Source organism: Anaerococcus obesiensis ph10 (assembly GCF_000311745.1).
In the GTDB taxonomy this organism is placed as follows: domain Bacteria; phylum Bacillota; class Clostridia; order Tissierellales; family Peptoniphilaceae; genus Anaerococcus; species Anaerococcus vaginalis.
The window spans coordinates 997,694-1,009,772 of sequence record NZ_HE978531.1 but is presented as its reverse complement, the minus strand read 5'-3'; the positions used below and the strand labels follow the sequence as shown (position 1 = coordinate 1,009,772).

The following is a 12,079-nucleotide window of genomic DNA, read 5'->3' as shown; positions in this document are numbered from 1 at the left end:
TATTCGTCGTATATATTAGCTTTCTTATTCCTTCTGGATATCTAAAATATGTGGATAGTTCTGTCCAGTTGTTTTTCCATGAGCTTACACACATTGGATATCTTTTACTCCATTTCTCTTCAAAGATTCCTAAATTTGTTAAGGCTAAGTCTTCTGTTGATGCTTTGTATACTGCTTTTAGGTCTTTGATTAATTCTTTTATGTCTTTGTATGATACATACTTTGTTGAGTTTCTTATTTGGTGGATTATACATGATTTTCCCAACGCTTTTTGGGTGGATTTCTGCTTTTGGATATACTGATTCTATGGCTTTGCTAAAGCCTGGTAGGTTATCTGTTGATACTATTAATATGTCTTTTTCGTATTTTCTTAATGCTTGGGGTTCAAATGATCTTTTTCTATCTCTTGGTATGCTTAAATCTATGTTTCCGTATGATGATTTAACTATTTTTTTGCTTGAACCGTTTCTAGTGTTTAATGATAAGGGCTTTTGTCCATATTCATAGTCTAAATGCTCATCTAATTCTGCTTTTAAAAGTTCTTCCATTGTATCGCCTAGAAGGTCTTTTAAAGCTTCTTGTATATCTTGTGCATTTTGAGGCTGATATTCTTCAATTGACATTTTTACTATTTTGCTTCTTCTTGTTTCTGGTCTTTTTCTTAGCATAAAATTCCTCCTGATTAGTTTTTCTTTACCCTTATCAGGAGGTTCTATACACAAAATTTTATACAGTCTCCCATTTGATTTATTTATGCACGAACTTAGTTTGCTTTAGGTGTCACAATATTATTTGCAATTCATCTTTAAAAAAAACACTTTATTTTTCCTAGCAGGTTTCTTGAGCTTTTATAGGATCCACCTCTCCTGGTAGAAAAGATTTAATTAAATGTCTAGCTAAGACTGTACCTTTGGTATTATTGTCTTTTCGTGTTTTAATAAACTGAATATTGGCAGTAGATGGATGACATTTGAATGAAGATACAAAGATTTTTTCATCAGTTTTCTCACTCTTAGTTATATAATCTATTGCACAATTTAGAGTTAATTTTATAGGATGTATCATTGTAATTGCTATACTAATCACCAGAACTTTCTTTTGATTTATTAAGAAGTAGGGAATGGATATGCCATATTTCTTTTGATAATTTTTCTATCTGTTTATTCATTGGTTCGATTTCATTCTTGTAAATAATACCAGTTGTATTAGTAGCTTTTGCAATCTGGTTTATATTATTTGTTGAATTTGAAACTAGCCATTGTAGGTTTCTAAACGGTTCTAAATCTACTACATAAATTTCTTTTTCTAATACACATTTCCTAAGAAAGTGGGACATAGTTTTATAATTAGCAAGTTTCATTTTCTTTTCAAAAATTATTTGCTTGATTTAAAAGATTTTAGGCTTTAGATTTTTGTTTTTATTCGCTTATATATTTTTATTCGCTTATATATAAGGTAAGAAATAAAAATTTGCAAATTTTTACTTTGGCATATATAATAAAACGGATTGGTACAAAAATTATAAGAAAATGCTTGAAAATTTTTAAAAAAATTAGGAAATTTACTTGATTTTTCTTATGAATTGTTGTATCATATTTAAGTGCTATGAAGTGGGAGGTTGCTTTCACACTAAGCCAGATGTGGAAGGTAATTTCCACCAAGCAAGCTAGAGAAAAATCTCTAGTGCTTTCCAAATATAATTAAACGCCCGGTAGGGTGGCACATCAAAAGGAGGAAAAATGGCTAATCAAAAGATAAGAATTAGACTAAGAGCGTATGATCATGAAATAATTGACAGCTCTGCAGAGAAAATCGTTGAAGCGGTAAAAAGATCAGGAGCAAAAGTAAGTGGACCTATTCCATTACCAACTGAAAAAGAAGTAATAACAATTCTTCGTGCGGTTCACAAATACAAAGACTCAAGAGAACAGTTTGAACAAAGAACACACAAAAGATTAATCGACATCATTGGACCAAATGCAAAAACTTTAGATTCTCTAAAGAAATTGAATTTACCAGCTGGTGTTGACATAGAAATAAAACTGTAATTAGAATGATTGAAGGTTTTCCAAATAATTTTGGATCAATCCGCTGTAATTAAGGAGGTACTCAAATGAAGAGTATATTTACAACAAAAGTAGGCATGACTCAAGTCATTGATGAAGATGGTGTTGTTACACCTGTAACTGTACTTAAAGCTGATGAGAATGTAATAGTTCAAGTTAAATCAGAAGAAGTTGATGGTTACAATTCAATCCAAATCGGTTATCATGACAAAAAAGAAAAAAATGTAAAAAAACCTATCAAAGGACACTTTGACAAGGCTGGCGCTTCTTATAAAAGATTTTTAAGAGAAGTTAGACTTGATGAAAAATCTGAATTAAATCCTGGAGATACACTTAGTGTTGACCAATTTGAAGAAGGTGAATTAGTAGATATTACTGCTATTTCTAAAGGAAAAGGAACACAAGGTGCTATCAAAAGATGGAATTATGGAAGAGGACCAGCAAGCCACGGTTCTAAATCACACAGAGTAGCAGGAGCAAGAGCAGCAGGTTCTGATCCAGCTAGAGTGTTCAAAGGTAGAAAAGGCTCTGGAAAAATGGGACATGAACGTGTAACAGTTCAAAACCTAAAAGTTGTTAAAGTAAACACAGAAGACAGCTACATCCTAGTTAAAGGCGCAGTTCCAGGACCAAAAGGTGGACTTGTTCAAGTTAAACAAGCAACAAAGAGCCTATAATAAGGAGGAATAAATGCCTAAAGTAGAAGTTTTAAATATTAAAGGAGAAAATGTTGGTGAAATCGAGTTAAATGAAACTCTTTTTGCAGCAGAAATTGCTGAAACAGCTGTTTATGATACAGTTAAAAACCAACTAGCTAATAAAAGACAAGGCACACAATCCGCTAAGACTCGTGCAGAAGTAAGAGGTGGTGGAAGAAAGCCATTTAGACAAAAAGGAACAGGTAGAGCTAGACAAGGATCTATAAGAGCTCCTCACTATACAGGTGGTGGAATTGTATTTGCGCCAAAGCCAAGAGACTATAGCTACAAAATTCCTAAGAAAATGAGAAGAAAAGCTCTTTACTCAGTTTTAACTTCAAAAGTAAATGATAATGAATTAATCGTACTTGATGAATTAAAACTTGATTCATACAAAACTAAAGAAGCTAATGAAATTTTAAATAACATTAATGCAAACAAAAAAGCTTATGTAGTTATTGCTGAAAATGATGACAAAGTTTATAGATCATTTAGAAACATTGAAGGATGCAACGTAGAAAAAGCAAACTTAATCAATGTATATGATCTTTTAAGACATGACAAACTTGTTATTACAAAAGATGCAATAAACAAACTTGAGGAGGTATTTATATAATGAAATCACCTTACGATATAGTAAAAAGACCAATAATTACTGAAAAAAGTATGGAATTAATTGAAGAAAATAAATACACTTTTGAAGTAGACAAAAATGCAAACAAAGCAGAAATCAAACACGCAATCGAAACTATCTTTGAAGGAGTAAAAGTTAAAAAAGTAAGAACTTTAAACTTTACTGGTAAAAAAGTTAGAACTAGATATGGTTATGGTAAAAAAGCTGATTGGAAAAAAGCTTATGTTACATTAACTGAAGATTCTGAAGCAATTGAATACTTCGACGGAATGTAGGGAGGATTTAAATGCCTATAAGAAAATTAAAACCAACATCAAACGGACACAGAAATATGTCTGTTATGACATACAGTGAAATTACAAAAAAAGCACCAGAAAAATCTCTAACAACTGATTTAAGAAAATCAGGTGGAAGAAATAATACTGGTAGAATAACAGTTCGCCATAGAGGTGGTGGAGCTAAAAGAAAATATAGAATCATTGATTTCAAAAGAAACAAAGATAATATACCAGCAAGAGTAAAAGCTATTGAATATGATCCAAACAGATCAGCAAATATTGCTCTTTTAGCTTATGCTGATGGAGAAAAAAGATATATACTTGCTCCAAGAAATTTAAAAGTTGGAGATGTAGTTGAAAGTGGAAAAGAAGCAGATATTAAACCAGGTAATGCACTTGAGTTAAAAGATATTCCAGTAGGTACACAAATCCACAATATCGAACTTAAAGCAGGAAGAGGAGCAATCCTTGTAAGAAGTGCAGGAGTTTCTGCTCAACTTATGGCTAAAGAAGGAAGATTTGCAACAGTAAAATTACCAAGTGGAGAAACAAGACTAATCCACAATGATTGTAAAGCTACAATCGGAATGGTTGGAAACATTGAACACGAATTAGTAAGAATTGGTAAAGCTGGAAAAACAAGATACTTGGGACAAAGACCACACGTAAGAGGATCAGCAATGAACCCAGTAGACCATCCACACGGTGGTGGTGAAGGTAGAACACCAGTAGGAAGACCAGCACCATCAACACCATGGGGTAAACCAGCACTTGGTCTTAAAACAAGAAAAAAGAAAAATAAATCTTCTAAATATATAGTAAGAAGAAGAAACGAAAAATAGGGGGATTTAATGGCTAGATCACTAAAAAAAGGACCTTTTGTCGATGAACATTTAATGAAAAAAATTGAAGCATTAAATGAAAAAAATGACAAAAAGGTAGTTAAAACTTGGTCAAGACGTTCTACAATATTTCCTGAATTTGTAGAACATACTATAGCAGTTCACGATGGTAGAAAGCATGTTCCAATATATATAACAGAAGATATGGTTGGACATAAACTTGGAGAGTTCGTTCCAACAAGAACTTTCAAAGGCCATGCTAAAAAAGCAACAGAAATGAAATCAAAATTAAGTTAGGAGAGTATAAATGGAAGTTAAAGCAACAGCTAAATATGTAAGAATATCTCCTCTTAAAGTTAATTATATATGTAGAGAAATTAGAGGTAAACAAGTAGACGAAGCACTTAATATTTTAAGATTTACAAATAAAAAAGGTGCTAGACTACTTTCAGATGTACTAAAAAGTGCAATAGCAAATGCAGAAAACAATAACGGATTATCTAGAGAAAATCTTATTGTTAAAAAAGCCTTCGCAAACGACGCTCCAACTATGAAAAGATGGAGACCTAAGGCAAAGGGTGCAGCTTATCCAATCCTTAAGAGATCATCTCACATAGGCGTAGTTCTTACACAAGAAGAAGTAGAGGAGGCATAATAATGGGTCAAAAAGTAAATCCTAAAGGTTTTAGAGTTGGCGTAATTAAAGAATGGGACTCTAAATGGTATGCAAATAAAAAAGACTTTTCTGAACTTTTAGTAGAAGATCATAAGATAAGAGAATTAGTTAAAAAAGAAGTTTACGATGCAGGAATTTCTGATATAGAAATTGAAAGAGCAGTAAATAACATAAAAGTTTCAGTTTACACCGGAAAGCCAGGAATGGTAATCGGCAAGGGTGGAGCAGGAGTTGAAGAATTAAAGAAAAAAGTTGAAAAAATCGCTCCAGGTAAAAGAGTAATCATAAACGTTGAAGAAATTAAAAACCAAGACGTTGATGCCCAATTAGTAGCTGAAAACATTGCAGCACAACTTGAGAATCGTATCACATTTAGACGTGCTATGAAACAAGCAGTTCAAAGAACAATGAGAGCTGGAGCTGTAGGAATTAAAACACAAGTATCTGGTAGACTTGGTGGAGCTGATATGGCAAGAAGTGAAGGATACAACGAAGGAAAAGTACCACTTCAAACACTAAGAGCAGATGTTGATTATGGTTTTGCAGAAGCAGATACCCAATACGGTAAAATCGGATGTAAAGTTTGGATAAACAGAGGAGAAGTTCTTCCTGGAGAAAAAGCAAAAAGAATTCCAGACATCAAACAACCAAAGCAAAACAGAAGAAATAAGAAAAGACGTCCAAATAGAAGAAATAACGATAGATAAGATTATTATCTCAAGGAGGAAACAAGATTATGTTAATGCCTAAAAGAGTAAAATATCGTAGACAACATAGAGGAAGAATGAAAGGTAAAGCCCAAAAAGGCAATACACTTTCTTATGGTGAATACGGATTACAATCACTTGGTAGCACATGGCTTACAGCAAACCAAATAGAGGCTGCAAGACGTGCTATGACAAGATATATAAAAAGAGGCGGAAATATTTGGATAAAAGTATTTCCAGATAAACCAGTATCAAAGAAGCCAGCAGAAGTAAGAATGGGATCTGGTAAAGGTGCTCCAGAATATTGGGTAGCAGTAGTAAAACCAGGTAGAATGTTGTTTGAGATGAGTGGAGTAAGCGAAGAAGTAGCAAGAGAAGCTATGAGACTTGCAGCACAAAAACTTCCAATCAAAACAAAATTCGTTAAAAGGCTTGAGGTCAAAGAAGTGGAGGAAGCTTAATGAAAGCAGTAGAAATCAGAAAATTAAGTGAAAGCGAATTAAATAAAAAACTTTTCGATTTACAATCTGAATTATTTAATCTTCGTTTCCAAATGGCTACAGGTCAACTTGAAAACCCAGCTGCTATTGGAAATGTTAAAAAAGATATAGCTAGAGTAAAAACAATCCAAACAGAGAGAAAGCTCAATATAAATAAGGAGGCTTAACTTGATGGAAAGAAATAGTAGAAGATCCGTTCAAGGAGTAGTTGTATCAGATAAGATGGATAAAACAATCACAGTAAAAGTTGAAACAAAAATCCAACACCCTGTATACAAGAAAAGATTAAAAGTAAGTAAGAAATATAAAGCTCACGATGAGAACAATGAAGCTAGAGTTGGCGATACAGTAACAATAATGGAAACTAGACCATTAGCAAAGACAAAAAGATGGAGACTAGTTAAAATTAACGAAACTGCGGTTCGTGCTTAATTAGGTAAAGGAGATTATTATGATACAACAAGAATCTCGTATGAGAGTAGCAGATAACTCCGGAGCAAGAGAACTTTCAGTTATCAAAGTTCTTGGAGGAGCCGGAAGAAGATACGCAAACATTGGGGATATAGTTACTTGTTCAGTTAAAAGTGCAACACCCGGTGGAGCGGTAAAAAAAGGTGAAGTTGTAAAAGCTGTTATAGTAAGAACTTCAAGAGGAGTTAAAAGAAGCGATGGATCATATATAAAATTTGATGACAACGCTGCTGTAATAGTAAAAGATGACAAATCACCTGTAGGAACTCGTATATTCGGGCCAGTAACAAGAGAACTTCGTCATGAAGGATTCATGAGAATTATCTCACTTGCACCGGAAGTATTATAGGAGGATTAAATGCATATTAAAAAAGGCGATAAAGTCCAAGTAATATCAGGTGAATACAAAGGACACGTAGGAGAAGTTATTAAAGCATTTCCTAAGGAAAATAGAGTAATAGTTGAAGGTGCAAACATTCAAACTAAACACCAAAAAGCAAGACAAATGGGAGAAGAAAGTGGAAGATTTGAAAGAGAAGGAAAAATCTCAGCATCAAAAGTTCTACTATACTCAGAAAGCTTGAAAAAAGGTGTAAGAACATCAACTGAAATAATCGATGGAAAAAAAGTTAGAGTTTGCAAAAAAACTGACGAAAAATTCGATTAGATCCAAAAGGAGTAATTATGACAAGTAGATTAAAAGAAAAATATAAATCAGAAGTTGTTAAAGGACTTGTGGATCAATTCGGTTATGAAAACTTAATGCAAGTACCAAAACTTGAAAAAATTGTTATAAATATCGGACTTGGCGAAGCTAAAGATAACAAAAACATTTTAAACAAGGCAAAAAATGAACTTGCACTTATTACAGGTCAACAACCAATTGAAATAAAAGCAAAAAAATCTGTATCAAACTTCAAACTAAGAGAAGGCCAACCAATAGGTACAAAGGTAACTCTTAGAGGAGAAAAAATGTATGATTTTATGGATAAATTAATTTCAATTTCTCTACCAAGAGTTAGAGACTTCAGAGGAATTAATCCAAATTCATTTGATGGAAGAGGAAATTATTCATTAGGAATCAAGGAACAATTAATATTCCCAGAAATTAACTATGATGACGTTGATTTCTTACATGGTATGGATATTACATTTGTAACAACAGCAGAAACTGATGAAGAAGCTAAAGCATTCTTAACATTAATGGGAATGCCTTACAGAAAATAAAGGAGCAAAAAATGGCAAAAAAGTCAATGATTGCGAAACAAAAAAGAAAGCCAAAATATAGTACAAGAGCATATTCAAGATGCAAGATTTGTGGAAGACCACATTCTGTATTAAGAAAATACGGTATTTGCCGTGTATGCTTTAGAGAGCTCGCAAACAAAGGTGAAATTCCTGGAGTAAGAAAAGCAAGCTGGTAAGTTAGGAGGAAAATAATTATGATGACAGATCCAATTGCGGATATGCTAACAAGAATAAGAAATGGTAACAAAGCTAATCATTTATCTGTAAGCTTACCATCTTCTAATGAGAAACGTGCTATTGCTCAAATTCTATTAGACGAAGGTTACATCAAAGGATTTGATGTAGAAGAAGACAATAAGCAAGGTATTCTTACAATAGACTTAAAATACGCAGAAGAAGGCGAAAAAGTTATATCAGGACTTAGAAGAATTTCTAAACCAGGATTAAGAGTTTATGTAAAAGCAAATGAAGTACCAAAAGTTTTAGATGGACTTGGAATTGCAATAATCTCAACATCAAAAGGACTATTAACAGATAAAGCTGCAAGAGAGGCAAATGTCGGCGGCGAAGTTATGTGTTATGTATGGTAAGGAGGAATAAATGTCAAGAATAGGTAAAAAACCAATTGAAATCCCTTCTGGAGTAACTATTGATGTTAAAGACAATTTGGTTACAGTTAAAGGACCAAAAGGTGAAGATTCTCAATTAGTATCAAAAAACTTGAAACTTGAACAAGAAGAAAACGAGTTATTAGTAATGACTTCTGAAAATCCTACAAAAATCGAAAACCAAGAACATGGTCTTTACAGATCATTAATTGCTAATATGGTTTTGGGAGTAACAGAAGGTTATCAAAAAACTCTTCAAATAGAAGGAACAGGATATAGAGCCCAAAAACAAGGTAAAACCCTAGTAATGAATCTAGGATTTTCACACCAAGTTAAAATGGACGATCCTGAAGGAATTGAAGTAGAAGTTCCTAACGATAGAACTATCGTTGTAAAAGGAATCAATAAACAACTTGTTGGACAATATGCAGCAAACATTAGAAACTGGAGAAAACCTGAACCATATAAAGGTAAAGGAATCCGTTACGAAGGTGAGCATATTAGAAGAAAAGTTGGTAAGACAGGTAAGTAGGGGGCAATAATGGCTAAAAAAACAAAAGAGCAAAGATTAAAAACTCGTAAATATAGAGTTAGAAATAAAGTCAGTGGAACTGCTCAAAAACCAAGACTTAGTGTCTACAAATCAAATACTAATATATACGCACAATTAATAGATGATGATGCACAAGTAACACTTGCAAGTGCAAATACATTACAAAAAGAAGTAAACGAAGGTTTAGAAAATTGTGCAAATATAGAAGCTGCCACAAAAGTTGGCGAAATGATAGCAAAAGTTGCACTTGATAAAGGAATCGAAGAGGTTGTTTTTGATAGAAACGGATATCTTTATCACGGAAAAGTAAAAGCCCTAGCTGAAGCAGCAAGAGAAAATGGTCTTAAGTTTTAACGAGGGAGGATTTAGATGTATTTATTAAAACAAGATGTAGACAAACTAAACCTCGAAGATAGAGTAGTTAGTATAAATAGAGTTGCAAAAACTGTAAAAGGTGGACGTAACATGAGATTTGCTGCCCTAGTGGTAGTAGGAGATCAAAATGGACATGTAGGAGTAGGAACAGGAAAAGCTACAGAAGTTCCTGAAGCTATAAGAAAAGCAACAGAAGATGGAAAAAAACACATGGTTACAGTTCCTATAGTAAACACTACAGTTCCACACAGAATATTGGCAAACAAAGGTGCAGGATCTGTACTATTAATGCCAGCTAAAGAAGGTACAGGAATCATAGCTGGTGGACCAGTTCGTGCTATCTGTGAACTTGCAGGATACAAGGACATCAGAGCTAAAAACTTAGGTTCATCAAATCCAAAAAATATCATTAATGCTTGCTTAAAAGCTTTTGCTTCTATGAAAACAGTAGAAGAAGTTGCAAGATTACGTGGTAAATCAATAGAAGAATTCGATTATTAAGGAGTATTCTATGGCAAAAGTTGAAATCAAATTAAAAAAATCCTTCATAGGCAGAAAAGACGATCAAATAGCTACAGCAAAAGCACTAGGTCTTAGAAAGATTGGTCAAACAGTAGTTAGAGAAGATAATTCTGCATTAAGAGGAATGATAAACAAAATTCCATTTATGTTGGAAGTTAAAGAATTAAGCTAGGAGGTGTAAAATGAAACTTCACGATTTAAAACCTAACCAAAAGCTAAAAACAAAAAATAGAAAAGGTAGAGGTCCAGGAAGTGGAAACGGAACTAGAGCAGGTCGTGGTCAAGACGGACAAAACTCAAGAAGCGGTGGCGGAGTTAGACCAGGATTTGAAGGTGGCCAAATGCCATTATTTAGACGTCTTCCAAAAAGAGGATTTAAAAATATCAATAGAAAACAATACGAAACAATAAATGTATGTGATTTAGATATTTTTGAAGACGGTACAGAAGTTACACCTGAACTACTATTTGAAAATAAAATTTTAAATAAAAATAAAGCAAAAGCTGGAATTAAAATTCTTGGCGATGGCGAAATCACAAAGAAATTAACAGTAAAAGCTCACAAGTTTACAAAATCTGCAGAAGAAAAAATCACAGCCCAAGGGGGAAAGGCTGAGGTGATCTAATGTTAGATACGCTAAAGAGAGCTTGGGGTGAAGAAGAAATAAGAAAAAAATTCTACTTCACTCTAGTGATGTTATTAATATATAGATTAGGAAATAACATCCCAATTCCATTTATAGATGCACAAAAGTTAGCAGCAGCATATAAGGGAATGGAAGGAACACTTGTAGATTATTTAAATATGCTAACAGGTGGCGGACTTTCAACCCTATCAATATTTGCACTTGGAGTGCAACCATACATTACAGCATCAATCGTAATGCAATTATTAACAGTTGTAATCCCAAGACTTGAAGAGCTAACAAAAGAAGGCGAAGCAGGAAGAAAAACTATACAAAAATATACAAGATATATGACAATATTTCTTGCAATATTTCAAGCTATAGCAATAACAAACGGATTATATGGAGCAGCTTTATCATCTGCAACACCATTCCAAAAAATAGTTATGAATGTAGTCCTAATCGGTGGAACAATGCTTGTTACATGGATGGGAGAAACCATAACAGAAAAAGGAATTGGAAATGGTGTATCAATTATAATCTTTATGGGTATCATTGCAAATGTACCTAAAACATTAAAAACTTGGAAGACTGGTCTTCATTACAATACAATTACATGGATTTCAATTTTAATCATGGCACTTGTAGTAATTTTTATAGTAGTATTTACAGTAAAAATTACAGAAGGAGAAAGAAAAATACCAGTCCAATACGCAAAAAGAGTAGTTGGAAGAAAAATGTATGGCGGACAATCAACTCATATACCAGTAAAAGTAAATATGAGCGGAGTAATGCCAATAATATTTGCTTCAGCAGTATTAGCAATTCCATCAACAATCTCATTATTTATGGGAAATGCTAATGGAGGATTGAATCAATTCTTTAGCAAATCAACTTATGGTTTTGTAATTTATCTTGTTGTACAAGCTGTACTAATCCTAGTATTTGCTTATTTCTACAACATGATACAATTTAATACAGTTGAATATGCAAAACAACTTCAACAAAATGGTGGTTTTATTCCAGGAATAAGACCAGGAAAACCAACTAGCGACTACCTAGCAAAAGTAGGAAATAAAATTACATTTATTGGTGCTATTTCGTTAGCGCTACTTACAATAGTACCAGCACTATCATCAAGATTTTTAGGACTAAACTTATCCTTTGGAGGAAGTTCAGTAATAATCGTTGTTGGTGTAATACTTGAAACAGTGAAACAAATAGAAGCAATGCTTACTATGAAAAACTATAAAGGATTTTTAAATAGGTAATATT

24 protein-coding genes and 2 pseudogenes are annotated in these 12,079 nt (G+C 33.1%); 22 read left to right on the top strand and 4 right to left on the bottom strand.

Going from position 1 to position 12,079, the window contains the following annotated elements:
- The 4 genes and pseudogenes from HGAG_RS12035 to mobC form a co-directional block, all read right to left on the bottom strand.
- Positions 1-265: transposase (locus tag HGAG_RS12035; protein WP_244263840.1), on the bottom strand; the 265-nt coding region annotated here is incomplete at its 3' end.
- Positions 266-416: 151 nt separating this feature from the next.
- A pseudogene (locus tag HGAG_RS12030) lies at positions 417-623 on the bottom strand (transposase); the annotation flags it as partial.
- A 214-nt stretch (positions 624-837) separates the two neighbouring features.
- Positions 838-1,077: pseudogene (locus HGAG_RS10620) on the bottom strand (relaxase/mobilization nuclease domain-containing protein); the annotation flags it as partial.
- A 1-nt stretch (position 1,078) separates the two neighbouring features.
- Complete coding sequence (gene mobC, locus HGAG_RS10615) at positions 1,079-1,360, bottom strand: plasmid mobilization relaxosome protein MobC (protein ID WP_019118180.1); 282 nt, start codon at positions 1,358-1,360, stop codon at positions 1,079-1,081.
- A gap of 379 nt (positions 1,361-1,739) precedes the next feature.
- Between mobC and rpsJ the strand changes: the two genes are divergently transcribed.
- The 22 genes from rpsJ to secY all read left to right on the top strand — a co-directional run bounded on the left by rpsJ (position 1,740) and on the right by secY (position 12,075).
- A complete protein-coding gene (rpsJ, locus tag HGAG_RS05095) occupies positions 1,740-2,048 on the top strand; it encodes a 30S ribosomal protein S10 (protein WP_004815458.1) in 309 nt (102 codons plus the stop codon).
- Positions 2,049-2,113: 65 nt separating this feature from the next.
- Positions 2,114-2,743: a 50S ribosomal protein L3 gene (rplC, locus tag HGAG_RS05090; protein WP_004838103.1), complete on the top strand. Its 630-nt coding sequence runs from the start codon at positions 2,114-2,116 to the stop codon at positions 2,741-2,743.
- 13 nt (positions 2,744-2,756) lie between these two features.
- A complete protein-coding gene (gene rplD / locus HGAG_RS05085) occupies positions 2,757-3,380 on the top strand; it encodes a 50S ribosomal protein L4 (protein WP_004838104.1) in 624 nt (207 codons plus the stop codon).
- Positions 3,380-3,673 (top strand): 50S ribosomal protein L23, encoded by a 294-nt coding sequence (gene rplW / locus HGAG_RS05080; protein ID WP_004838105.1) that lies wholly within the window; start codon positions 3,380-3,382, stop codon positions 3,671-3,673. The genes rplD and rplW overlap by 1 nt, the downstream gene beginning before the upstream one ends.
- Positions 3,674-3,684: 11 nt before the next feature.
- Positions 3,685-4,518: a 50S ribosomal protein L2 gene (gene rplB / locus HGAG_RS05075; RefSeq protein ID WP_004838106.1), complete on the top strand. Its 834-nt coding sequence runs from the start codon at positions 3,685-3,687 to the stop codon at positions 4,516-4,518.
- Between the two features lie 9 nt (positions 4,519-4,527).
- On the top strand, positions 4,528-4,815 hold the full coding sequence (rpsS, locus tag HGAG_RS05070) for a 30S ribosomal protein S19 (protein WP_004838107.1): 288 nt from the start codon (positions 4,528-4,530) through the stop codon (positions 4,813-4,815).
- Between the two features lie 10 nt (positions 4,816-4,825).
- Positions 4,826-5,173: a 50S ribosomal protein L22 gene (rplV, locus tag HGAG_RS05065; protein WP_004838108.1), complete on the top strand. Its 348-nt coding sequence runs from the start codon at positions 4,826-4,828 to the stop codon at positions 5,171-5,173.
- 2 nt (positions 5,174-5,175) lie between these two features.
- Positions 5,176-5,901 carry a 30S ribosomal protein S3 gene (rpsC, locus tag HGAG_RS05060; RefSeq protein WP_004815467.1) on the top strand — a complete coding sequence of 242 codons (726 nt, stop codon included), beginning with the start codon at positions 5,176-5,178 and terminating at the stop codon, positions 5,899-5,901.
- 29 nt (positions 5,902-5,930) lie between these two features.
- The gene (rplP, locus tag HGAG_RS05055) at positions 5,931-6,362 is read left to right on the top strand and encodes a 50S ribosomal protein L16 (RefSeq protein WP_004838109.1); all 432 of its coding nucleotides are present in this window, start codon (positions 5,931-5,933) and stop codon (positions 6,360-6,362) included.
- Positions 6,362-6,568 carry a 50S ribosomal protein L29 gene (rpmC, locus tag HGAG_RS05050; RefSeq protein ID WP_004838110.1) on the top strand — a complete coding sequence of 69 codons (207 nt, stop codon included), beginning with the start codon at positions 6,362-6,364 and terminating at the stop codon, positions 6,566-6,568. Before rplP ends, rpmC begins: the two co-directional genes overlap by 1 nt.
- A 4-nt stretch (positions 6,569-6,572) precedes the next feature.
- Positions 6,573-6,833: a 30S ribosomal protein S17 gene (gene rpsQ / locus HGAG_RS05045; protein ID WP_004838111.1), complete on the top strand. Its 261-nt coding sequence runs from the start codon at positions 6,573-6,575 to the stop codon at positions 6,831-6,833.
- A gap of 19 nt (positions 6,834-6,852) precedes the next feature.
- Complete coding sequence (gene rplN, locus HGAG_RS05040; protein ID WP_004815474.1) at positions 6,853-7,221, top strand: 50S ribosomal protein L14; 369 nt, start codon at positions 6,853-6,855, stop codon at positions 7,219-7,221.
- 9 nt (positions 7,222-7,230) lie between these two features.
- Positions 7,231-7,539 carry a 50S ribosomal protein L24 gene (gene rplX / locus HGAG_RS05035; protein ID WP_004815475.1) on the top strand — a complete coding sequence of 103 codons (309 nt, stop codon included), beginning with the start codon at positions 7,231-7,233 and terminating at the stop codon, positions 7,537-7,539.
- 17 nt (positions 7,540-7,556) lie between these two features.
- Positions 7,557-8,099 (top strand): 50S ribosomal protein L5, encoded by a 543-nt coding sequence (gene rplE / locus HGAG_RS05030; RefSeq protein ID WP_004838112.1) that lies wholly within the window; start codon positions 7,557-7,559, stop codon positions 8,097-8,099.
- An 11-nt stretch (positions 8,100-8,110) separates the two neighbouring features.
- Positions 8,111-8,296, top strand: coding sequence for a type Z 30S ribosomal protein S14 (locus HGAG_RS05025; RefSeq protein WP_004838113.1), 186 nt, complete (start codon positions 8,111-8,113; stop codon positions 8,294-8,296).
- A gap of 18 nt (positions 8,297-8,314) precedes the next feature.
- Complete coding sequence (rpsH, locus tag HGAG_RS05020; protein WP_004838114.1) at positions 8,315-8,710, top strand: 30S ribosomal protein S8; 396 nt, start codon at positions 8,315-8,317, stop codon at positions 8,708-8,710.
- A gap of 10 nt (positions 8,711-8,720) precedes the next feature.
- Positions 8,721-9,260 (top strand): 50S ribosomal protein L6, encoded by a 540-nt coding sequence (gene rplF, locus HGAG_RS05015; protein ID WP_004838115.1) that lies wholly within the window; start codon positions 8,721-8,723, stop codon positions 9,258-9,260.
- A gap of 9 nt (positions 9,261-9,269) precedes the next feature.
- Complete coding sequence (gene rplR / locus HGAG_RS05010) at positions 9,270-9,635, top strand: 50S ribosomal protein L18 (RefSeq protein ID WP_004838116.1); 366 nt, start codon at positions 9,270-9,272, stop codon at positions 9,633-9,635.
- A 15-nt stretch (positions 9,636-9,650) separates the two neighbouring features.
- Entirely contained in the window at positions 9,651-10,157 is a 507-nt protein-coding gene (rpsE, locus tag HGAG_RS05005; RefSeq protein WP_004838117.1) for a 30S ribosomal protein S5, read from the top strand.
- 10 nt (positions 10,158-10,167) lie between these two features.
- Positions 10,168-10,350, top strand: a complete 183-nt coding sequence (gene rpmD, locus HGAG_RS05000) for a 50S ribosomal protein L30 (protein ID WP_004838118.1) — start codon at positions 10,168-10,170, stop codon at positions 10,348-10,350.
- A gap of 10 nt (positions 10,351-10,360) precedes the next feature.
- Positions 10,361-10,804, top strand: coding sequence for a 50S ribosomal protein L15 (rplO, locus tag HGAG_RS04995; RefSeq protein WP_004838119.1), 444 nt, complete (start codon positions 10,361-10,363; stop codon positions 10,802-10,804).
- Entirely contained in the window at positions 10,804-12,075 is a 1,272-nt protein-coding gene (secY, locus tag HGAG_RS04990; protein WP_004838120.1) for a preprotein translocase subunit SecY, read from the top strand. The genes rplO and secY overlap by 1 nt, the downstream gene beginning before the upstream one ends.
- The last annotated feature ends 4 nt before the right edge of the window (positions 12,076-12,079 follow it).